22 protein-coding genes are annotated in these 20,383 nt (G+C 58.3%); 14 read left to right on the forward strand and 8 right to left on the reverse strand.

Going from position 1 to position 20,383, the window contains the following annotated elements:
• Positions 1-115 precede the first annotated feature (115 nt).
• Together QP982_RS05260 and arfB are read left to right on the forward strand one after the other, a co-directional pair.
• Positions 116-706: a putative glycolipid-binding domain-containing protein gene (locus QP982_RS05260; protein WP_180950653.1), complete on the forward strand. Its 591-nt coding sequence runs from the start codon at positions 116-118 to the stop codon at positions 704-706.
• Between the two features lie 31 nt (positions 707-737).
• Positions 738-1,181 (forward strand): alternative ribosome rescue aminoacyl-tRNA hydrolase ArfB, encoded by a 444-nt coding sequence (gene arfB / locus QP982_RS05265; RefSeq protein WP_010187974.1) that lies wholly within the window; start codon positions 738-740, stop codon positions 1,179-1,181.
• A 54-nt stretch (positions 1,182-1,235) separates the two neighbouring features.
• On the opposite strand, the gene QP982_RS05270 is transcribed toward arfB, so the two are convergent.
• Both QP982_RS05270 and QP982_RS05275 read right to left on the reverse strand, forming a co-directional pair.
• On the reverse strand, positions 1,236-1,496 hold the full coding sequence (locus QP982_RS05270) for a HigA family addiction module antitoxin (protein ID WP_049189394.1): 261 nt from the start codon (positions 1,494-1,496) through the stop codon (positions 1,236-1,238).
• A 34-nt stretch (positions 1,497-1,530) separates the two neighbouring features.
• Positions 1,531-1,812: a type II toxin-antitoxin system RelE/ParE family toxin gene (locus tag QP982_RS05275; protein ID WP_049189367.1), complete on the reverse strand. Its 282-nt coding sequence runs from the start codon at positions 1,810-1,812 to the stop codon at positions 1,531-1,533.
• A 287-nt stretch (positions 1,813-2,099) separates the two neighbouring features.
• On the opposite strand from QP982_RS05275, the gene QP982_RS05280 reads away from it, so the two are divergent.
• Positions 2,100-2,423 carry a type IIL restriction-modification enzyme MmeI gene (locus tag QP982_RS05280; RefSeq protein WP_049189366.1) on the forward strand — a complete coding sequence of 108 codons (324 nt, stop codon included), beginning with the start codon at positions 2,100-2,102 and terminating at the stop codon, positions 2,421-2,423.
• A gap of 219 nt (positions 2,424-2,642) precedes the next feature.
• Here the strand turns inward: QP982_RS05280 and erm are convergent, their stop codons facing one another.
• From erm to ychF, 3 genes are all read right to left on the reverse strand, one after another.
• Positions 2,643-3,497, reverse strand: a complete 855-nt coding sequence (erm, locus tag QP982_RS05285; protein WP_251769470.1) for a 23S ribosomal RNA methyltransferase Erm — start codon at positions 3,495-3,497, stop codon at positions 2,643-2,645.
• A gap of 349 nt (positions 3,498-3,846) precedes the next feature.
• Entirely contained in the window at positions 3,847-4,080 is a 234-nt protein-coding gene (locus QP982_RS05290) for a recombinase family protein (protein ID WP_284870280.1), read from the reverse strand.
• A 105-nt stretch (positions 4,081-4,185) separates the two neighbouring features.
• Positions 4,186-5,265 (reverse strand): redox-regulated ATPase YchF, encoded by a 1,080-nt coding sequence (gene ychF / locus QP982_RS05295; protein ID WP_049189393.1) that lies wholly within the window; start codon positions 5,263-5,265, stop codon positions 4,186-4,188.
• Positions 5,266-5,359: 94 nt separating this feature from the next.
• Between ychF and QP982_RS05300 the strand changes: the two genes are divergently transcribed.
• From QP982_RS05300 to QP982_RS05315, 4 genes are all read left to right on the forward strand, one after another.
• Positions 5,360-6,910, forward strand: coding sequence for an AI-2E family transporter (locus QP982_RS05300; RefSeq protein ID WP_069359260.1), 1,551 nt, complete (start codon positions 5,360-5,362; stop codon positions 6,908-6,910).
• Between the two features lie 146 nt (positions 6,911-7,056).
• Positions 7,057-8,145, forward strand: a complete 1,089-nt coding sequence (locus QP982_RS05305) for a DUF6542 domain-containing protein (RefSeq protein ID WP_042388835.1) — start codon at positions 7,057-7,059, stop codon at positions 8,143-8,145.
• Between the two features lie 107 nt (positions 8,146-8,252).
• Positions 8,253-9,488 carry an exodeoxyribonuclease VII large subunit gene (gene xseA, locus QP982_RS05310; RefSeq protein WP_049181635.1) on the forward strand — a complete coding sequence of 412 codons (1,236 nt, stop codon included), beginning with the start codon at positions 8,253-8,255 and terminating at the stop codon, positions 9,486-9,488.
• Positions 9,489-9,549: 61 nt separating this feature from the next.
• Positions 9,550-9,840, forward strand: a complete 291-nt coding sequence (locus QP982_RS05315) for an exodeoxyribonuclease VII small subunit (protein ID WP_049181637.1) — start codon at positions 9,550-9,552, stop codon at positions 9,838-9,840.
• A 118-nt stretch (positions 9,841-9,958) separates the two neighbouring features.
• Here the strand turns inward: QP982_RS05315 and QP982_RS05320 are convergent, their stop codons facing one another.
• Complete coding sequence (locus QP982_RS05320) at positions 9,959-10,588, reverse strand: DUF4245 domain-containing protein (protein WP_083309521.1); 630 nt, start codon at positions 10,586-10,588, stop codon at positions 9,959-9,961.
• A 373-nt stretch (positions 10,589-10,961) separates the two neighbouring features.
• Here QP982_RS05320 and glpX point away from each other — a divergent pair, with 373 nt between their 5' ends.
• The 5 genes from glpX (at position 10,962) to QP982_RS05345 (ending at position 17,547) form a co-directional block, all read left to right on the forward strand.
• A complete protein-coding gene (glpX, locus tag QP982_RS05325) occupies positions 10,962-11,987 on the forward strand; it encodes a class II fructose-bisphosphatase (RefSeq protein WP_038626141.1) in 1,026 nt (341 codons plus the stop codon).
• A 160-nt stretch (positions 11,988-12,147) separates the two neighbouring features.
• Positions 12,148-13,548, forward strand: a complete 1,401-nt coding sequence (locus QP982_RS05330; protein WP_284870281.1) for a class II fumarate hydratase — start codon at positions 12,148-12,150, stop codon at positions 13,546-13,548.
• Between the two features lie 227 nt (positions 13,549-13,775).
• Positions 13,776-15,071 carry a TIGR01777 family oxidoreductase gene (locus tag QP982_RS05335; protein WP_284870282.1) on the forward strand — a complete coding sequence of 432 codons (1,296 nt, stop codon included), beginning with the start codon at positions 13,776-13,778 and terminating at the stop codon, positions 15,069-15,071.
• Between the two features lie 192 nt (positions 15,072-15,263).
• Positions 15,264-15,959: a TetR/AcrR family transcriptional regulator gene (locus QP982_RS05340; protein WP_049172273.1), complete on the forward strand. Its 696-nt coding sequence runs from the start codon at positions 15,264-15,266 to the stop codon at positions 15,957-15,959.
• Complete coding sequence (locus QP982_RS05345) at positions 15,949-17,547, forward strand: MDR family MFS transporter (protein WP_016423176.1); 1,599 nt, start codon at positions 15,949-15,951, stop codon at positions 17,545-17,547. The genes QP982_RS05340 and QP982_RS05345 overlap by 11 nt, the downstream gene beginning before the upstream one ends.
• Before the next feature lie 30 nt (positions 17,548-17,577).
• On the opposite strand, the gene QP982_RS05350 is transcribed toward QP982_RS05345, so the two are convergent.
• Both QP982_RS05350 and QP982_RS05355 read right to left on the reverse strand, forming a co-directional pair.
• On the reverse strand, positions 17,578-18,210 hold the full coding sequence (locus QP982_RS05350; protein ID WP_016423177.1) for a GNAT family N-acetyltransferase: 633 nt from the start codon (positions 18,208-18,210) through the stop codon (positions 17,578-17,580).
• A 64-nt stretch (positions 18,211-18,274) separates the two neighbouring features.
• Positions 18,275-19,027 (reverse strand): type 2 periplasmic-binding domain-containing protein, encoded by a 753-nt coding sequence (locus QP982_RS05355; RefSeq protein ID WP_284870283.1) that lies wholly within the window; start codon positions 19,025-19,027, stop codon positions 18,275-18,277.
• A 40-nt stretch (positions 19,028-19,067) separates the two neighbouring features.
• Here QP982_RS05355 and QP982_RS05360 point away from each other — a divergent pair, with 40 nt between their 5' ends.
• Complete coding sequence (locus QP982_RS05360; protein WP_284870284.1) at positions 19,068-19,460, forward strand: DUF5997 family protein; 393 nt, start codon at positions 19,068-19,070, stop codon at positions 19,458-19,460.
• Between the two features lie 52 nt (positions 19,461-19,512).
• Complete coding sequence (locus QP982_RS05365; protein WP_284870285.1) at positions 19,513-20,286, forward strand: alpha/beta fold hydrolase; 774 nt, start codon at positions 19,513-19,515, stop codon at positions 20,284-20,286.
• Positions 20,287-20,383: the final 97 nt, after the last annotated feature.

A 20,383-nucleotide genomic window follows, 5' to 3' on the forward strand; every position in this document is an offset into this window, starting at 1 on the left:
GCCACCGAGAATCCGGCGGCGGCTGCCCGCGTTAAACGTTGAATTTGAACTCGACCGAGTTTCAGTCGAAAGCTACCTGCCTTTTCGCACCATCAAGCGTGGTAAAATCCTCACCATGGAGCGCACGTATAAGTGGGAGCATGTCAAGACTCCCCTCATCCGGAACGAGGCCGCAGTTCATTTTTTAGGAGCCGGTTTGACCGCTTCCGGAGTGCAATACGGCGATGGATACAAGGCCACGTGGGAGCTGCGCGCCGCGGAGAACTGGGTGACCGAACGTGTGTCGGTGAACGTTGAAGGCGACGGATGGGGGCGAAGCCTCGAGCTGTTTAGGTCCGAGCAAGGCGTGTGGTCGGCGGAAACCAATGAAGAGGGCGCCCAGCCTGAAGATCTGCCCTCCCCCGGTATCGTCCAGTCAGCCGACCTGAAAGCCGCACTCGATTGCGATCTCGGTCTGTGCCCTCTCACCAACACAATGCCTATTCGTCGCTTGACGCTGCTTGAGACTCAGGTCCCGAAAACGCAGCTGATCATGGCTTGGATTGATATACCGTCCCTCCAGGTGATCGCATCAGACCAGTACTACAGCTCCGTCGATGCTGAAACTGTCCGATACAAAAGCGGAACACGGGGAGTCGACGTCGAGTTGGAGGTCGACGGTGACGGCGTGGTCGTACACTACCCTGATCTCGCACGGCGGGTCTGATCCGGAAACAACTCTAACTAAGCTGGGCGGTATGAACGACCTGACCATCGCGCCTGGCCCAGGGATCCCCGGGGGTCTGGTCATCGTCGCCGCCGACCTGACGGAGCGGTTCGCGAAGTCGTCGGGACCAGGCGGCCAAGGCGTCAATACTACGGACAGCAAAGTGCAGCTTTCCGTCGATATCGCTACGTGCTCATCGCTTTCCGACGCCCAGCGTCGCCGCGTCCTCCACAACCACGAGCACCGCCTAGACGGCACCGTCCTTACCGTTACCGCATCGACCCAGCGATTGCAGGTACGCAACCGCGCCGAGGCACGCGAACGCATGGCCGCCCTCTTGCGCGAGGCGCTCGCTCCGCCTCCTCCCCCGCGGCGCAGGACCAAGCCGACGCGGAGCTCGGTGCGACGCCGTCTCGAAGCGAAAAAGCGGCGCTCGGAACTCAAGTCCACGCGACGGCGGCCCCAAATTCCCTAGTTCGAACCATCCGCATGCATATCCTCACGCTGACGGACCTGGTTCGGGTAACCGCTACGCTGAGACAGCTTGGACCGGTTGAATCCGCTCGATTTCCGAGAGGATCTTGTCTTCCGCAACGTCCAAGTCATATTGAGTCTGTAACCCGAGCCAGAACTGGGGGCTCATTCCGAAGAACTTAGCCAAGCGAAGAGCAGTGTCCGCGGTTACAGCCCGCTTACCGTGAACAATTTCGTTGATCCGGCGGGGCGGAACGCCGATGGAGACTGCGAGCTTGTGCTGGGTGATCCCCATTTCCTTGAGAAAGTCCTCCATGAGGATCTCACCGGGGTGAACCGGAGGGAGCTTGTCAGTGGTAGTCAACGATCTCAACCTCCTCTGGCCCCGCGGCGGACCAACGAAAACAGATCCGCCACTGGTCGTTGATTCGAATGCTGAACTGACCCCGCCGATCACCTTTCAACGCCTCGAGCCGGTTTCCCGGGGGAATCCGTAACTCATCAAGAGTCTGCGTGTACCCAAGCTGGCGAAGCTTGCGCAGCGCTACTGAGTGAATGCGGGAATCGATCGAGCGAACTCGCTCTCGATTCCACAAACGCTCAGTGTCCTTGTCAGCGAACGACTGGATCATGCTTCACCCTATCCCCCATAACGCGAAGCGTCAATAACGCTACACGTTAAATTTGAACTCCACGGAGTGTCGGCGATAAATAACCATTTTATTCGCAAGTGCGGAAGTAGCAACGAAATACCGCTAAAACGGACAACATGGGGGTGCACAGAAATACATATAGGTTCTGCGGAAAACCTATAGGGATCGTCGCTATAAACCGCTGTGCGTGGAAAACATAAAGGGTTTACGGACCCGGTCCCAGCCCCCTCAATACTCTGAGCCGGGAGAATGGAAAATGGAAGTCGATGTATCCCCACTATTCATTTTTCCGTTCTTCGGAGTACACCGGGAGCTACTCCTTCGGACCAGCTCCGTGTGAACTAGATGAGAAAGCGCAGCAGCGAATCATCGACGCTGGACAGTTGGTACTGCGGGCCCGCGAGCGGCACCCCGAGGGGTCACTCGCGGAGCACTACAACCCGTTAGCGATGGACCAAACTCTGCTCAAGGCTCACGACGAAATGGACCGAGAAGTAAATAAAGCTTTCGGTGTGGCACGCAAACTCACCAACGAGCGCCAGCGCCAGGAGCTACTGTTCGCCAGCTACGGGGAGTTGTCGAGGGGCTAATCTCCTCGCTTCCATCAAAATCGAAACCACCAGCAGGGTCGTTCCCCGTGCGGGTAATTTTGATCGGCCCCGCTGCTGGGTATAGAACCCTGTCGCCGGCAACGCCGGGAACTATGACTGTGCCCGACGAGAACACGTCACTGTCATAACCCGGCTCACGGTAGACCAGCACTGGTCGTCCACTACTACTGGTGGATTTCGGTTTGGGTGGCGGGGAGATTAACGCCGCCGGCCTCGTTTTTTGCGTTGAGGAGGGCGTTGACTACTTCCCGATTGTGAAATTGGCCGATGGTGCGATGGAGAGGAACCAGTCACCTGAAAGAGATCGATCCAGTCGCTGGTGCGCAATCTGGGGGGTAGGGTTGCGGGGTCGATTCCTCGCGAGCGCAACCATGATTGTGTATCTGAACGTGATGAAAACAACCCTGCCCTTCGGAGAATTTCCCCTATCCCGCGTCCCCGGGCGGTGAAAACGGTGTGCACCATAGCCTGAAAGGCTTTGCGTTGCTCTATCGGGATCTTCGGGTCACCCACCCGGCGGATCACTAAGATCCCCCCGTCAACGTTAGGCTGTGGACGGAAAGCAGACCTTGGTACTCGGGAACCAAGGTGAAACGTGAACCATGGGGACCACTGAGCCGTCATCATCGTGCTTGCGCCTACCCCGGCCCGGCGGCGAGCGACTTCCCACTGCATGAGGAGTACAGCGTCAGTCCATGCCGGCGCATGCAACAACTTTCGAAGAATGGCAGTGGTGAGGTGAAAGGGAATGTTTCCCACAATGACGCAGGGAGTGGCGGGTAACGGGAAGTTGAGGAAATCATCATGGACCACTTCGACCGACGCCGAGGCGGTCTTTTTTGTGAGTTTGGCAGCTAGTTTTGCGTCTACCTCAACTGCCGTTATTGCCCTCCCCAAGTGGGATATCGGGTGGGTGAGGGCACCGCTTCCTGGCCCGATCTCGATGATGGGGCCGGAGGTTTGTTTTACAAGATCGACGATGGAGTTGATGATCTTGTGGTCTGTGAGAAAATTTTGGCCATGTTCGTGACGGCCGTATCCGTATGTAGACATCAGGTGTGCTCCGTGGAGTTGAAACGGAGCCGGGCATGGCAAATGGCCGCCCGGCTAAAGGACCGGAGCGGTTTCTAACCTGCGGGAGGGAGAAAACCGCCTTAGCGGCTGGTGAGCGGCCGCATGAAAACGGAACCTGAAATCAACATGGGCCTATCGTATCCAATTAATTTCGCAGGGTCCAATACGGTGAGAAAGAAGACAACCGCACCGCAACAGTGCAAGACCTCTCTGGATTGGAATTTGTCCTACCTTCGGCTCGTCGTACAGACGCCACTGGCGTATTTTGTCTCTGGGCAACGAGGGGGAGTTACCCCCACCTCCGGATGTTTTTAAGGTGCACCCCTTATTACGCTGTGGTGCGGGAGTAGTTTTGTCCGACTGATCGGACTACCCACCGACGTGGGGCGGGTAGTTCGAGGTCCCAGCAGATGATCGCGTCGATTTCGCCGCGTTCAAAGGATGCCACCATGGCGTCGTAGTCGGGGCGAGCCACATTCTTCTTTGACGCGGAAATGGACTGATCGACGTCGTTATGTCCTATGTCCAACGTCCAAGCCACGCTGCTTTGCAATGGCTTCACAGTCCTGACGCTGCCGGTCGATGGTGCGGCCATCCACGTCAGCGTCTCGCGAGATACGAAGGTAAATAGGAGCGCGTGTTGTCAAACGCTATTAATAAGGCCTAGCTACACATTGAACTTAAATTCAACCACGTCGCCGTCGTGCATGATGTAGTCCTTGCCCTCCTGGCGGACCTTCCCCTTAGCCTTTGCCTCGGCAATCGAACCGGCCTCGACCAGATCACTGAAGGACACAATTTCAGCCTTAATGAAGCCACGCTCAAAGTCAGTGTGAATCACGCCGGCAGCCTGCGGGGCCGTAGCACCCTTCGGAATGGTCCAGGCGCGAGACTCCTTCGGGCCAGCGGTCAGGTAAGTCTGCAGCCCCAGAGTGCGGAAACCAGCGCGAGCAAGCGAATGCAGACCCGGCTCGGTCTGGCCAATTTCAGCCAGGAGCTCATTGCGGGATTCCTCATCCAGCTCCAGAAGGTCCGACTCAGCCTTGGCGTCGAGGAACACACAGTCTGCCGGTTCCACAGCAGCGGCTAGATCCGCGCGGCGGTCCTCGTCGGCAAGCACTTCCTCGTCAGCATTGAAGACGTAGAGGAACGGCTTTGCGGTGAGCAAGTGCAGCTCGCGCAGAGCGGAGAGCTTCACATCATCGGAAGCAGCGAAGAGAGTGCGCCCCTCTTCCAGCACGGCCAGAGCCTGCTTGACGGCTTCAACCTCGCCGACCTTTTCCTTATCCTTCTTGGCTTCCTTTTCCAGACGCGGCAGCGCCTTCTCAATAGTCTGGATATCAGCCAGGATAAGCTCGGTTTCAATCACACCGATGTCAGAGGCCGGGTCAACCTTGCCGTCGACATGCACAACGTCATCATCATTGAAGACACGGACGACCTGACAGATAGCGTCAGCCTCGCGGATGTTGGCGAGGAACTTGTTACCAAGACCTTCGCCCTCCGATGCACCCTTGACGATGCCGGCGATGTCCACAAACGACACCGTAGCCGGAAGAATACGCTCGGAGCCGTAAATTTCGGCGAGCTTATTCAAACGGGGATCGGGAAGCTCCACAACGCCGACGTTCGGCTCGATGGTGGCGAACGGATAATTCGCAGCCAGCACATCGTTGCGTGTCAAGGCGTTAAACAGGGTTGACTTTCCGACATTGGGCAGACCGACGATTCCAAGTGTAAGACTCACATTGCTCATCTTACGGGCTCGGGGAGAAAGATTTGAACTCGCCCTAACTTCGTGAAGTTGCCCCCTATCCCCTCCGAACCCCCATAATGAATACGTGAGCAATAAACCCAATGAAGGCGAAGAGTGGACTGCGCAGTCCGAAAAAGACGCTATCGATCACGTAATGGGATCGGAGCCTCTGCGTATAGAACAGTCTCTGTCTATCCCCTCCGACGCCCATAAGTCAGCGGCAACGCAACCGGATCTGCCGGAAGATGCTGAAAACCTCGATGAGCTTATGAGCGAAAATGACTCCGAGTCCATCGACCGCGCCGACGTCATTGGCGAGGGCGCCCGATGGTTCGCAGGTTGGTGCCTGCGTTTCCTCATCACCGCAGCGGCGCTGTATGTCAGCGCTATGATTCTGGGAAAGATTTGGGCTGGCGTTCTGCCGATTCTGCTGGCTCTGATTGTCTCCACGGTGCTGGCTCCGCCCGCCGTGTTCCTGATGAAACACCGCTGGCCCCGCGCACTCTCCGCACTGACGGTCATCCTAGGCGCGCTGGCGCTGCTTGGCGGCGTCGTCGCGTTCCTCGCACCGACTGTGCAGTCGCAGTTCCCAGAATTGCGTCGCCAGTTCACCGACGGCATTCAAGAAGTCCAGAACATCATTCAGGCACCGCCATTTAACGTCAAGGATGAACAAATCCTCGACGCTCTGGACCAGGGTTCCCAATGGCTCCAGGAGCGCTCCGGCGATATCGCCAACACAGTCTTCCAAGGCATCTCGGTGGTCTCTTCGGTCGCCGTAACCTTGATGGCAATGCTGGTGCTGACGTTCTTCTTCATCAAGGACGGCCAGGACTTCCTGCCATGGCTCCGCCGCCTGACCGGACGTCGCCTCGGCTGGCATCTCACGGAGGTACTCACCCGCTCCTGGAACACGCTGTCGGGCTACATCCGCACGCAGGCTATCGTTTCGCTTATCGACGCGGTCTTCATCGGTGCCGGTCTTGCGATTTTGAATGTGCCGCTGGCAATGGTCCTGGCCGTGGTGACTTTCTTCGCTGGCTTCATTCCTATTGTCGGCGCGTTCACCGCCGGCTTCATTGCGGTGGTTGTCGCACTTGTTGCCAACGGCCTGACCACAGCAATCTTTGTCTTGCTCATCATCATTGCCGTCCAGCAGATTGAGGGCAACATCCTCTCGCCGATTCTGCAGTCCAAGGCTATGGACCTGCACGCCGCAATCGTCCTGCTGGTTGTCCTACTCGGTGGCGGTATCTTCGGCATCATCGGCGCCTTCCTGGCGGTGCCGGTCACTGCAGTCGTCGCGGTCTGGTTCCGCTACCTCGGCGACCTCACTGATTTGCGTACGGGCGACAAGACTGCAAAGGATATCGAGTTCGCCACGGACGCCGGATCAATCTCCGGCATTCAGATTGAAGCTGCCGGCCGTGCGATGCGCGACCGACTGGCTTCGTTCCGTCTGGGCAGTGATGACTCCGACAGCTCCGCGGAGAGCGCTGTGAAGGCAGATGCTCGCACCGCCGGTAAGGTTTCCCCCGATGCTGGTCCGACCAAGCAGGAAGAGGGAACGATGACCAAGGCCTTCCACAAGGTCACTGAAGTCGTCTCCGGGCCTTTCTCTAAGAAAAACAAGTAGGGCGAGATTCCAAGACACGGGCAGGCTCTTATACCGGGCTTGCCCGTTTTTATCACTAATAACCGGTAGGATACGCATTCGTGTCGAACAGATCAGCAATAACCCGTAAAGGCAGTGGGAACAAACCCCTGCTTCCACGCGTGCCAATGTTTGTGCCGCCGTTGCTGATGCTTCTGGCCGGAGTTTTTGGTTTGCTCTTTTCTGTTCCCAACGGTTCGCTTGGCAAGCCCTACTTCATTGCTTTTGCCGTGGCTGCTGTCGCCGGAACACTGTTGGTGGTTCCTCGCGGCCTGGTAGTTACCGTCGCTCAAATCCCCATTTTGTTCGCGCTTGTCACGTTTTTCACAGCGTGGTTTACCGGTTCTCTCGCCGATCCCGAAAATGGTGGCGCGACCGCGACGACCTCTAAACGCGCTCGCCTGGTGACCTCGGCATATCCCATCATCCAGCAGTTCCCGTGGCTGCTGATCTTGATGATCATCTGTGTCATCATCGCAGTATGGCGTTACCTCGAAATCACCCGCACCCAGGAGAAATCCCTCAACACCCAGCGCAAGGCCGCTAAACAGCGCCAGCATCGTGACGAAGCCGCTGTCGAATCCAGCTCTCAGGTGCGCCGTCGTCTCGCCGAATCTGATCGCCGCGTAGCTTCTCGCTCTCAGGAACGCCCTGCTTCACGACGTCCCGCTGCGGACATTATCCGAGATGCCGAAGCTCGCCGCCAGGCGCGCCAGCAGGCTGCACGCTCTCGGCAGGAGACTTCTCGTTCTGGTGCCCGACCGGCAGCGAGCGCCAGCTCGGCATCGCGCAACGCCGAGCAACTGCGTGAGCGACCAGTTGACCGCTCTGGGGAGCGCGCCCAGCAGCGCTCGAATTTCGCACAGCGGGCCCAGCAGCCAACATCCCGTTGGCAGTCTCGCCCGCATCCGGGACAGGCGCAGTTCACTCAGGATTCCACTTCGCCGAACTCGACTAGACAGCAGCCTCGTCGTCCGATTGAACGGCCAAACGCACCGCAGCGGCCAACGCAGGAGTTTCCCCGTCGTCAAGCGGCAGGAACGGCACGGATGTGGGGAGAACAGTCTTCGCCGGAGTCTCGGTCCGAAAAGCCTCAACAGAGTCCCGCACGCCCGGGGAGCAACCACCGTCGCACCGAGGAGTGGCCACCGCGACAGCAGCGCCCTCGCCAGGAACGCATAACCGGGCGCGATAGCAGGTCTCGTTACCGCAAGTAACTCGGGCTTGCACCTTTACCGTCACAGTTGCCCACAGGCAAATTTAGCCTGTGGGCAACCTGCGTTTATTAGCAGGGCGATCCGCCCCATCGTGTAAGTGTTGATGTATGTCGAAATTGGAAACGTCGGCCGAGAAACCGGTTCAGGTTCGGCGCCTGAACCAGTTAGTCAAGGACTATATTGAGCGCCTTGGACAGATTTGGGTCGAGGGGGAAATCGCCCAGGTCAACTCCAAGCCGAGTTGGAAGCTCTCCTACATCACTCTGCGTGACACCTCCGCGGAGTTTTCGGTGTCGGTGACTTGTTCTACTGCGGCACTGCGTAATAATCCGTTGCGCAACGGCGACCGCGTAGTGGTTTTGGGCAAGCCTGCGTTTTATGCCGGGCGGGGGCAGTTTTCCCTGTGGGCTACGGAGTGGAGGCCCGTAGGTTTGGGGCAACTATTGGCACGGCTGGAACAGCTGCGCCAAGCGCTAGCGGCGGAAGGCCTTTTTGATCCACGGCTGAAACGCCCTCTGCCCTACCTCCCCAACAAGATCGGGTTGATTACCGGTCGCGGTTCGGCAGCTGAACGCGATGTGCTTTCGGTTGCGGGTGCCCGCTGGCCTGAGGTGGATTTCCGGGTAATCAACACAATTGTGCAGGGAGCCAAGGCTGTTCCGGAGATTATTGAGGCTCTGGCACAGCTCGACGCCGACCCGGAGGTCGACGTCATCATCGTCGCCCGTGGCGGTGGCAGTGTCGAAGATTTGCTGCCTTTTTCAGATGAGGCGCTGATTCGTGCGGTGAGTAAGGCGACAACACCGGTGGTTTCTGCGATCGGACACGAGCCGGATACTCCACTGTTGGATTATGTCGCTGACTTACGTGCTGCCACACCGACGGATGCAGCAAAGAAAACAGTGCCCGATGCTGCTGAGGAACGCCGCCTAATTGCACAGCTGCGTGAACGCACCTCGGCATCCCTGCGGCGATGGGTTGACCGTGAAGTAGCTACTCTGCGGGATTTGACGTCGCGGCCGGTACTGCGCGATCCGCTCACTCCCATCCGCGTGCGTGAAGAGTTTGTCACGGCGCAGGTCGATCGGCTGCGTTTTCTCATCCACCGCAGTCTGGAACGCGAGGAAGCAGTGGTATCGGGATTGCGCGGCAAGGTTTCAGCACTTGGCCCCTCTGCCACACTCGCTCGCGGCTATGCCATCGTGCAGGCACAATCGGCTACTCAGCCAGAACCACAGATTGTGACCTCTATTGCAGATGCTCCGATGGGTTCCCAACTGCGAATTCGCGTCAGTGACGGCTCCATCTCTGCAGCAACGCTCGCTACGAAGCCAGCGAATTAATAAGCACTGACTTTTCCAACCTTGAAGCTTTAATTACTAGATGTGAAGGACGTATTCGCTAATGAATGACAATGTTTTCGGCGCGGGTCAGGCTCCCTCTTCGGAGGAACAGGTACCGGTGGAGAACCTGAGCTACGAGCAGGCGCGAGATGCGCTGGTTGAGACCGTCAAGCTCCTAGAACTCGGACAGATGAGCCTGGATGAATCCCTGGCTCTGTGGGAGCGAGGCGAGGCGCTGGCCCGCCGCTGCGAGGAACATTTAGCTGGCGCACGGGCAAAAGTTGAAGCCGCCTTGGCCAGCAAGAATCAGGATGCCGCGGCTTCGGCCGAGAATGCGGGCGGTGAGGAATAAAAAGAGACGAGAAACGATCGTCAGTGCACGTCGTTTCTCATCTCGTGGCCGATAGTTGAGTTCAGCTATTTTATCGCGCTAGTTGGAATTATCGACCCAGGCGACCTCTCAACTCAGCTTACTTTGCTGGTGCCGACGGCGTCTCGGACGCAGTCTGCTGCGGCTGTGACGGATCCGGCATTGTCGCGTCCGGATCGATTGGCTCGGCCTTCTGCAAAGCCGCCGCCAACTGTGTGAACTCCTCGTCGTTGGCAGTGCCCTCGATAATTGCGCGGGAGTCACCGAGGTTCCCAACCCATACGCGACGCACGTTGTCCTCAGCCGGCACATACTTAGTCCAGGTTGTACCTTCCACGTCAGTGGTACCGTCGCGGAGACGATTCTTACCGTCATCCGGCAGCTGACCTGCTTCCGCATCTGTTTGCGTGACCTGGGCGAATGCTCCGCTAGCGGTGACATAGCCAATAATGGTCGTCTGCTTCCCCGCCGCCATACCCGCGCGGGTCGAGTTTGAAGTCCAGCCCTCAGGCACCTTCGGCAGGCGAACTGGATAGTCCACGCGCCGAGCCTCCATGTTCACGAATGGGGCGGCATCGACCTCGCGCACCGGACCGTTTTCCGGCTTCCCGGGGTTAAAACTGCACAGGCCGGTAAAGCCGATGGTGACAGCCACCGCAAGAAACATCACCACGAGGGTGAGAATCATGTCTCGACTGTCCTGCAAAATCCTAGGTTTCTCATTCGCCACGCGCTCAAGTATGCCAAAGGCCCCGCAACGAACCTAGTCATCAGTCGCATCCGCACAGCTGCGGCTAGCAATACTTGATGACGGACGCTGTCGACGTCGTCAAGCGAACGGATTTCAGAACAAAATACTGATACTCACGTGATGTGGGAGTTTAGCCCTGAAGCTCCCCCCACTTTGGCGCTGCGTCCACCCCCGAAGATGAAAAAGGTGGAACACTAGTAACAGATGCAATGGCGCTCAAAAGGACGCGCCAAACATCGATAAATAGAAATTGTTGCAGCGCCAAACCCCAGTTTCCTGGCGTGGCGTCTCCCAGCACATTCTCAAACCTCAAAAGAGTTCCTAAAAAAAACGACGGAAGGGCCAGAAGTCAATGAACGCCTCGAATCCTGAAGCACCAGATCGCAACCTTGCGATGGAGCTCGTCCGAGTTACTGAGTCCGCTGCACTGGCAGCTGGTCAGTGGGTCGGTCGTGGTCAGAAGGAAAAGGGCGACGGCGCTGCCGTCGATGCCATGCGTCAGCTCATCAACACCGTGGCTATGAACGGTGTCGTTGTTATTGGCGAGGGCGAAAAGGACGAAGCTCCGATGCTGTTCAACGGCGAAAAGGTCGGCAACGGCCAAGGCCCGGCCGTTGACATCGCGGTTGACCCGATTGACGGCACGACTCTGATGGCTGAGGGCCGCCCGAACTCCATCGCTGTTCTTGCCGCTGCAGACCGCGGTTCCATGTACGACCCATCGGCTGTGTTCTACATGGACAAGATTGCTGTTGGCCCGGAAGCTGCCGGCAAGATTGACATCGAGGCTCCGGTTGAGCACAACATTAAAGCCGTCGCTAAGGCCAAGGGTCTGCGTCCGGAAGATGTCACCGTTGTCGTGCTGGATCGCCCGCGCCACGCTGACATGATTCGTGACATCCGCGAGGCTGGCGCCAAGGTTCGCCTCATCGGCGACGGTGACGTTGCCGGCGCTGTTGCCGCAGCGCAGGACACGAACTCCGTCGATATCATGATGGGCGTCGGCGGCACCCCAGAAGGTGTCATCACCGCATGCGCCATGAAGTGTATGGGCGGCGAGATCCAGGGCAAACTGCACCCGCGCGATGAGGCTGAAATTAAGAAGGCTCTCGACGCTGGACACGATCTTTCTCGTGTTCTGACCACCGATGACCTGGTCGCATCCGACAACTGCTACTTCGTTGCCACCGGTGTCACCAACGGCGACATGCTGCGCGGCGTCGCTTACCGCGGTAACGGTGCATGGACCCGCTCGCTGGTTATGCGCTCCAAGTCCGGCACCATTCGCCGCATCGAGGCTTTCCACTCCCTGGAGAAGCTGCGTAAGTACGCCACCATCGACTACGGCAAGGGCGAGATGCCTGACATCGATCTGTAAGTAACTACCCCTTTAGTGGTGCCCTCAGGGCACCACTTTTTTATCAATCTGATTCATACTTGAAGGCGAATGCGCTAACGGTTCTGCGTCGCATGAAAATGACATGCATAATTGGCCGTTTTGCGCGCACTCAAGTTTCCCTAGCTGAAAGAGGCAACGAATGACAGAGCAGCAGTTCCGCATCGAGCACGACACTATGGGCGAGGTTAAGGTTCCGGTTAACGCCCTGTGGCGCGCACAGACTCAGCGTGCAGTTGAGAACTTCCCGATTTCCGGCCGTCCGCTGGAGTCTGCACAGATTCGCGCTATGGGTCTGCTGAAGGCAGCTTGCGCCATCGTCAACAAGGACCGCGGCCTGCTGTCTGCTGAGCAGGCAGATGCCATCGTCGCCGCTGCCAAGGAAATTGCTGAAGGCAAGCACGATGCTGAGTTCCCGATTGATGTCTTCCAGACCGGTTCGGGCACTTCCTCCAACATGAACACCAACGAAGTCATTGCATCCATCGCAAAGGCCAACGGCGTTGAGGTTCACCCGAATGACCACGTCAACATGGGCCAGTCTTCCAACGACACCTTCCCGACTGCTACTCACGTCGCAGCAACCGAGGCAGCTGTCAAGGACCTCATCCCGGGACTGAAGGTTCTGCAGGAGTCCCTGGCTAAGAAGGCCAAGGAATGGGAGACCGTTGTTAAGTCCGGCCGTACCCACCTGATGGATGCCGTCCCGGTGACCCTGGGGCAAGAGTTCTCCGGTTACGCTCGCCAGATTGAGGCTGGCATTGAGCGCATCGAGGCGACCCTGCCGCGTCTGGGCGAGCTGCCAATTGGTGGTACCGCTGTTGGCACCGGCCTGAACACCCCGGCGGACTTCGGTGCCAAGGTCACCGCTGAGCTCGTCGAACTGACCGGCATCAAGGAGCTGCGCGAGGCTCAGAACCACTTCGAGGCTCAGGCTAACCGCGATGCCCTGGTCGAATTCTCCGGCGCTATGCGCACCGTCGCAGTCTCCCTGAACAAGATCGCTAACGACATTCGCTGGATGGGCTCCGGCCCGCTGACCGGCCTTGCTGAGATTCACCTGCCGGATCTGCAGCCGGGTTCCTCCATCATGCCGGGTAAGGTCAACCCGGTTCTGTGCGAGACTGCCACCCAGGTCGCAGCGCAGGTTCTGGGCAACGACACCGCTGTTGAGTTTGCTGGCGCTAACGGCGCATTCGAGCTGAACGTCTTCATCCCGGTCATGGCACGTAACGTGCTGGAGTCCGCTAAGCTGCTGGCGAACACCGCACGCGTCTTCGCCGAGAAGCTGGTGGACGGCATCGAGCCGAACGTTGAGCGTATGAAGACTCTGGCTGAGTCCTCCCCGTCGATTGTGACCCCGCTGAACTCCGCCATCGGCTACGAGAACGCAGCTAAGGTCGCTAAGACTGCTCTGAAGGAAGGTAAGACCATCCGTCAGACTGTTATCGACATGGGCTTCGTCGACGGCGAGAAGCTGACCGAGGAAGAGCTGGACAAGCGCCTCGACGTGCTGGCAATGGCCAACACTGATCGTGACTAGTTCTTTCTGAACTCGAAGGTGTGAGAGCACCTTACGCATAAGACCCCGTAGTCTCACTTCGCTGAAAGACTTCGGGGTCTACTATTTTTCCTTAACGTCGGACAAGTTTCAGAGAGTGACTAACTATTCCCACCTATCGCCACACCATCGCATTTCCTCGCCGTTGCGTCGCCGAGTGGTTCTCCCGCCCAGGCGCTGTCACCCGCCTAACACCGGGGCTTCTCCCGATGTCACCGAAATCCGAATCCGCCAACCTCGCCGACGGCACGACCGTATTCTCCATGCCGGCTGGCCTCAAATGGATTGCACGTCACGACCCGGCCGGTTTCCTCCCCGGCCAGAGATTCATTGACGAAGTCACCAGCGAGCCCTTTCGCCGCATCACGGGGTGGAAGCACACCCACGTTCTCTCCGATACTCCGCTTGACGACGGCAGCGCTGGCACGGTTTTAGAGGACACCGTTGACACCAAGGTTCCGGTACCCGGGTTGGATTCGATGTTCGCCTACCGTGCTACGAAGGTTGCTGGAGACCTTGCGGCCGTCGATAGGCTTTCGGAGTATTTGGGGCATGTGCCGGAGCCGCTGACAGTGGCGATCAGTGGAGCTACGGGGACCATCGGAACGCAGCTGCGCGCGCTACTGACCACGGCCGGACATGAGGTGATTTTGCTGGTGCGCTCACGTGAACAGACGGGTGCGGACAAGCGATATTGGGATACTGCGGCACCCGCAGCTGACTTGCTGGAGGGAGTCGACGCGGTCATCCATCTGGCCGGCGCACCGATTGCGGGGCGCTTCACGGAGGCGCATCTTCGAAAGGTTCGCCATTCCCGTGTCGAACCAACGCGAGCTCTGGCAAAGCTCGTTGCATCTACTGACAGCGTGAAGGTCGCGGTTGGAGCGTCGGCGGTGGGGTTCTACGGTGCGGATCGTGGCCCAGAGGTGCTCACCGAGGACGCTGGCCCTGGCGCGGAAGCGCAGCGTTACGACGGCAGCGCCGCCGCGGACAGTCTCTCGGCTATCGTGCGCGATTGGGAAAATGCATGGGATCCCGCTCGCGATGCAGGCAAGCGGGTCGTAAACGTCCGTACTGGTCTCGTGCTTGCTGGTGGCGGCGGACTCTTGCCGCTACTAGCGGGCGTGGTGTTCACCGGACTTGGAGGAAGATTGGGGTCGGGCGAGCAGTGGTTCCCGTGGATTGCTTTGGACGACCTGTTGGACATCTATCACCGGTCGTTGGCAGATTCCGCACTTGCCGGACCTGTCAATGCGGTGGTGCCACTGGCTTCCGGAGTGAATAATGCGGAGTTCACGAGGGTATTGGGAGAGGTCTTGCACCGCCCGACGGCGGTTCCGATTCCTTCACTGGGGCCTGCAGTACTGCTGGGCAAACGCGGTGCTGCGGAGTTGGCTCTCGCGAATCAGAGAGTAGAGGCAGCAGCGCTGCAAAAGGCGGGGCACAGGTTCCGCTTCACTTCGCTTAACGACGCCCTGCGCCACGAGCTATTGAAGGAGACGTAGCCTTCCACCGTGCCTACACAAAACACGAAGGTTGTGTAATTGAATGGCGCGTTGCGACTATCAACAACCCGACCCCTGCGCCTGAGTCCACGGCATCCTGAACAACCCAAAGATGCTCTCTGCATAGGTACTCAAACACCTGTTGACTCATCAACTTGCCATCACATTGCACTCGGTGTAACTTTGCACCTCGTGCAAATTGATGAGAATACCTATCACAGATTGGACCCGGGCCAACACCCCGAGTGCGGTCTCCGGGAGCTCAAAAGGTTTCAAACACACTGCGCTTTGGCCGATGCCGCGACCGCCCTTGTATTGGATCGCGGATACGACCAAGTCAACATCGAAGACATCTGTCAGCGGGTCAATATCAGTCGACGCACATTCTTCAATTACTTCGACTCCAAGGATCAAGCCATCTTCGGCAACGGCATCATGTCATTCGATGCTGACGATGAAGAGGTATTCCTCGCCCAAATCCACCAAGACCCCATCGCGGACATGCTCGATTTCATCGAGAAAAAGCAGCAATCCCAGCTACTCCGATATAAAGAGCTGGGGGCAACCGAAGAGTTTCACCGTCTGCTCAAGGAGCGTATCCGCGAGATTTTGCGCAATGAGCCAAAGCTATCGACGGTTGTCATTTCGAATTTTGGCAACTCAATGCGCCGCGTCCGTTCTGCCTTTGAGCGCTATTTCGAGATGAATCCACAGTCGCGCACGCACCCCGAGCTGCCCGTCGGGCACGAGGTAGCACTGTCGGTCGGTTTCGTCCGCGAATGCGTGCTGTACTCATCGGCTCATCGGGACGAATTCACAACAGATACACCGCTTCACGACGCCGCCGACGTCGTTAAAAATTTCTGGAGGAGGAATAGTGACAGCTAGCAACACCACTGCTCAAGATCAAACCGACACCACGGTTTCTGACAACAAGTCCCACTTGGGAATCATTTTCTTCGCGCTCATTCTCACTATGCTGATGAGCTCGCTGGGGCAGATGATTTTCGCCACCGCCCTGCCGACCATCGTCGGCGAGCTCGGCGGAGTTGACCACATGTCGTGGGTTATTTCTGCATTCCTGTTGGCACAGACTGTGGCAATGCCGATTGTCGGCAAGCTCGGTGACATGATTGGGCGCAAGGGCCTGTTCATGATGGGGATCGCGCTGTTCATGGTCGGTTCCGTCATGGGTGCAATCACCAACTCCATGAGCCTGCTCATCGCCGCCCGCGCCTTTCAGGGATTTGCTGGCGGTACATTGATGGTTTCCTCGCAGGCCATCCTGGCCGAGGTTATTCCCGCACGCCAGCGCGGTAAGTACATGGGCATCATGGGTGCTGTGTTCGGCCTGAGTTCCGTGCTGGGACCAGTGCTGGGAGGCTGGTTCACCGACGGCCCGGGCTGGCGCTGGGGCCTGTGGATCAACGTCCCGATGGGCGTGGTTGCACTATCGGCAGCTGCAGCCTTCCTGAAGCTGCCCCGACGCCAGAGTGAAGGAAACTTCGACTACATCGGCACGATGTTCTTGACTGCCGCTGCCTCGACGCTAATTCTCACCACCACGTGGGGCGGTACACAGTACGACTGGAACTCCGGAGTCATCATCTCGCTTATCGTTGCCTCCGTGGTTTCCTGGGTGCTGTTCTTCCTCACCGAGACTCGTGTTTCCAACCCACTGATTCCGACGCACTTGTTTAATAACCGGAACTTCGTGCTCACGACTGTGTCGGGTCTCATTCTGGGTATCGCGATGTTCGGCACTATGGCCTATATTCCGACCTACCTGCAGATGGTGCACTCAATGTCACCGACCGCTGCAGGCTTGATGATGACGCCGATGATGGTCGGCATGCTGCTCACCTCAATTGGCGTTGGCCAGATTATTTCGCGGACTGGTAAGTATCGCTTCTACCCCTTCGTCGGCCTGATGATTATGGCTGTCTCCCTCTACTTGCTGTCCACGCTGGAGACCACCACCCCGCTGTGGCAGGTTGGTGTTTACCTGTTCATCATGGGCTTCGGCCTGGGCACCGGCATGCAGGTTCTGGTTCTCATCGTGCAGAACTCCTTCCCGGTCGCCATGGTCGGTACCGCTACCGCTGCGAATAACTTCTTCCGCCAGATTGGTGGTGCGGTCGGTTCCTCCATTGTGGGTTCGATTTTCATCCACCGCATGAAGGACCTGGCAGGCGAACGCGTTCCGGCGGCTATCGAACAGATCAAGGCCGCATCACCGGAGGCTGCAGCAGAGTTCGCAAAGCAGATGGGCCCGGAGGGCTTTTCCTCTAAGTCGATTGGTTCACTGACGCCGCACGTCCTAGATAGCATGCCGGCGCCAATCCACGAAGCGCTGATCTCCAGCTACAACGATGGTTTGACGCCGATCTTCTTGGTACTAATGCCAGTGATTATTCTGGCAGCAATCATTGTGTTCTTTGTTCGCGAGGATCCGTTGAAGGAAACCGTCGAATAATTAATTCGCGGGAGCCGCGGCTCCCGGCAGCTATGCCCCCACCTGGCCGTCGGCGCGGTCGAGCTTGTCCAGAATCGGACGGTTCGGCTCACCGGCGGCTTCTGCTTCTTCCTGGACGCGCTTCAGTGCGCGCTCCTCTGGCTTTTCCAGGAGCTTTTCCAAAATAATGACATCGCGCCACTGCCCCGCCATTGGGCCGTAGGTCATCTTTGCCATGTGGTGGTAAATCCCCACTTCACGGAAGCCGAGCTTTCGATGCAGCTTTAACGATCCCACATTCTCCGGAAAGACCCACGAGTGAATCGACCAGCAGTCGAGCTCCGTGGCATCGTCGATAAGCTTCTGCAGCAGCGTCGCCGCCAGCCCCATGCCCTGCCCGTCAGGATGGACGTAGATGGAGTCTTCGATGACGCCATTGAAAATCGGGCGCTTGGATACCGGCGCTGCCGATGCCCAAGCCAGAATCTTGTCCGGGTTTTCTGCGTCGACGGCGACGTAACACAAATCCACTCGTTTGAGTGCGATGAATTCGTCCCACTCGGGAGCGGAGTGCTCCCAGGACGCGTGCCCCGTATCCAGGCCAATCTCGTAGATCTCTTGGATCTGTGGATAGTCCTCTTCACGCATCATTCGAATCGTGAAATCGCGCTTCTTTTCAGCCATAACTACAAGTGTGGCTAATTTTTCCGCGCACGTCGAACGAAACGGCAAAAATATTGTAAAAAGATTACTTTCGCCTGCGCGGTCGCCTGCTTCCGCCGCTGCTTCGACGTCCACCACGACCACTGCGCGCATGCTTTACGACGGTCCCAGCGCGCTGCCGGCGGGCTTGCTTAGCAAGCGTCTTTTCTCTGGCCGACAACTTCTTCGGCTGCTCGTCAGCCCTCTTGCGCCCCAACTGCGTGCGTGTCGAGCCCTCCCTGCGCCCCTGGACAATGCCGACGAACTCCTGCCGGAGCTCGTCGTCCTCTACTTTCGGCCACACCAACCAAATAGCTGTCCGAGACAGCGGTTCCGTGGCGCCTTCCTCGGCCACCAAGTTCGATGAGGCCACCGCCTTCTTCGACAGCGCCTTCAAAATCGTGCGAGGTCCCACCACGACACCTGCACCAGTGGCCGCAACGGGCAGCATCTGTCGCAGCTCATCCGCATCCACGGAGGTCAGCAGCACAGTTTCGTCCGCCAACAGCTCCTCCGGCACGGACTCTGTGAGGGAGAACACGTGCTCTTTCTCGAAGGCCACGCCCCAGGCTTCGTCGTAAAGCCGGATGCGATGGAGCGACTCGGGCAGCGAGCTTTCGGACTCTAACCGAACCAGCGCCATGTCAGCGGCGCCACCGACCAGGTCGGACATCGGATCGTCGGCGGCGTGGGTGTGCAGTGTTGCCGGAATTCGATCCCTAAAGCGGCGAAACCACTTCTCGGGACTGGTGCCGGTGGCGAACACGATGCGCAGGACGGCGGGTTCAGGAGTCGACATACTCCGCAAGGTTACTCGAATGGGTGCTAGCGTTGAACCCATGAAACCCCTAACCGCAGCCAAAAAACTTCGCATTTTCCTCCCGGCCACACCCGAGGAATTTCGCACTGGTGAGATTTCGCACGCGCAGTTTGCCGAACTGCAATCCAATCCGCCGGAATGGCTCGCTGAGCTACGCCGCAACGGACCGCACCCGCGTCCAGAAGTTGCCCGCAAGCTGGGCATCACTATCACGGCGTTGAAGAAGAACGACATGGACAAGCCGCTGACAACGGCGGAGATTAAGGATTTGCTCGAGCAGATGCCGGAGTGGCTGGAGGCTGCTCGTGAGTCCATGGCGAAGCAGCGTGTTGAAACCGCTGAGGCAGAGGCCAAGAAGGACGACGGCCCTGGTCGGGCTGCCGCTGAAGCTGCTCGCAACGCCGAGAAATAGCCGACACAGCTGACACACCGACACAGCTGACACCTTCAAGGAGGATTCTCCCGTGGCCATCGACTACACCGCACATGCAATCAACCACAAGGACAACGGTACGGTTGTCCTGATTGGCTCGCTGGGCACCACACAGGAGATGTGGGAGCCACAGGTAGCCGCTTTGAGCGAAAAGTACCAGGTCATCACGCCAGATGTCCGCGGCCATGGCGATTCCCCTATCCCCGAGGGTGAGTGGGACATGAGCCACTTGGCCGCCGACATCATCGAGGTCCTCGATGAGGAGGATATTGACCGCGCACATTTTGTGGGACTATCTCTCGGCGGCGCTATCGCCCAAACCATCGCACTAGAAAACGCCGATCGCGTGGTCAGCCTGACACTGTCGTCGACGGCGCCGAAATTCGGCACACCCGAGGCCTGGCAGGAAAAGGCCCAGCTCGTGCGCGACAAGGGCACGGTCGCACTCGCCGACACTGTCGTCCGCAACTGGTTTACCGACGAGTGCTTCGACACTACCCCTGAGCTCCCCGCCCGCTTCCGCGACATGATCGCAGATTGCCCCGATGACGGCTACATCGGCGCCTGCGGAGCACTCTCTCGCTTCGACACCCGCGAGCGCCTCGCCGAGATCACCGCTCCGACGCTGGTCATCGCCGGCAAGCAGGACACCTCTACGTCTCTCGACGTCGTCACTTCGCTTCACGACGGCATCGCGGGCTCGACCATGGTCGTCATTTCGCCGGCCAAGCACCTGCTCAACCAGGAAACCCCGGAGTACTACAACTCGGCCCTGCTGGCGCACATTGATGGGATTGCCGACTAGCGCCTAATCGCAGCAATAAAGGGTTAAGTGACAAAAAGTGTGTCTGATTTTCAGCCTATTTGCTGGTCAGGCCGCATAAAACGGGCTTATATAAGGT

Origin of the sequence: Corynebacterium sp. MSK019 (assembly GCF_030232425.1) — a bacterium.
Lineage (GTDB): Bacteria > Actinomycetota > Actinomycetes > Mycobacteriales > Mycobacteriaceae > Corynebacterium > Corynebacterium jeikeium_D.

Bases quoted from the DNA above. Each gene is read 5' to 3' on its own strand.
- QP982_RS05260 (WP_180950653.1), top strand. From the start codon at position 116: ATGGAGCGCACGTATAAGTGGGAGCATGTCAAGACTCCCCTCATCCGG.
- arfB (WP_010187974.1), top strand. From the start codon at position 738: ATGAACGACCTGACCATCGCGCCTGGCCCAGGGATCCCCGGGGGTCTG.
- QP982_RS05270 (WP_049189394.1), bottom strand. From the start codon at position 1,496: ATGGAGGACTTTCTCAAGGAAATGGGGATCACCCAGCACAAGCTCGCA.
- QP982_RS05275 (WP_049189367.1), bottom strand. From the start codon at position 1,812: ATGATCCAGTCGTTCGCTGACAAGGACACTGAGCGTTTGTGGAATCGA.
- QP982_RS05280 (WP_049189366.1), top strand. From the start codon at position 2,100: ATGTATCCCCACTATTCATTTTTCCGTTCTTCGGAGTACACCGGGAGC.
- erm (WP_251769470.1), bottom strand. From the start codon at position 3,497: ATGTCTACATACGGATACGGCCGTCACGAACATGGCCAAAATTTTCTC.
- QP982_RS05305 (WP_042388835.1), top strand. From the start codon at position 7,057: ATGTTTGTGCCGCCGTTGCTGATGCTTCTGGCCGGAGTTTTTGGTTTG.
- xseA (WP_049181635.1), top strand. From the start codon at position 8,253: ATGTCGAAATTGGAAACGTCGGCCGAGAAACCGGTTCAGGTTCGGCGC.
- QP982_RS05315 (WP_049181637.1), top strand. From the start codon at position 9,550: ATGAATGACAATGTTTTCGGCGCGGGTCAGGCTCCCTCTTCGGAGGAA.
- glpX (WP_038626141.1), top strand. From the start codon at position 10,962: ATGAACGCCTCGAATCCTGAAGCACCAGATCGCAACCTTGCGATGGAG.
- QP982_RS05330 (WP_284870281.1), top strand. From the start codon at position 12,148: ATGACAGAGCAGCAGTTCCGCATCGAGCACGACACTATGGGCGAGGTT.
- QP982_RS05335 (WP_284870282.1), top strand. From the start codon at position 13,776: ATGTCACCGAAATCCGAATCCGCCAACCTCGCCGACGGCACGACCGTA.
- QP982_RS05350 (WP_016423177.1), bottom strand. From the start codon at position 18,210: ATGGCTGAAAAGAAGCGCGATTTCACGATTCGAATGATGCGTGAAGAG.
- QP982_RS05355 (WP_284870283.1), bottom strand. From the start codon at position 19,027: ATGTCGACTCCTGAACCCGCCGTCCTGCGCATCGTGTTCGCCACCGGC.
- QP982_RS05360 (WP_284870284.1), top strand. From the start codon at position 19,068: ATGAAACCCCTAACCGCAGCCAAAAAACTTCGCATTTTCCTCCCGGCC.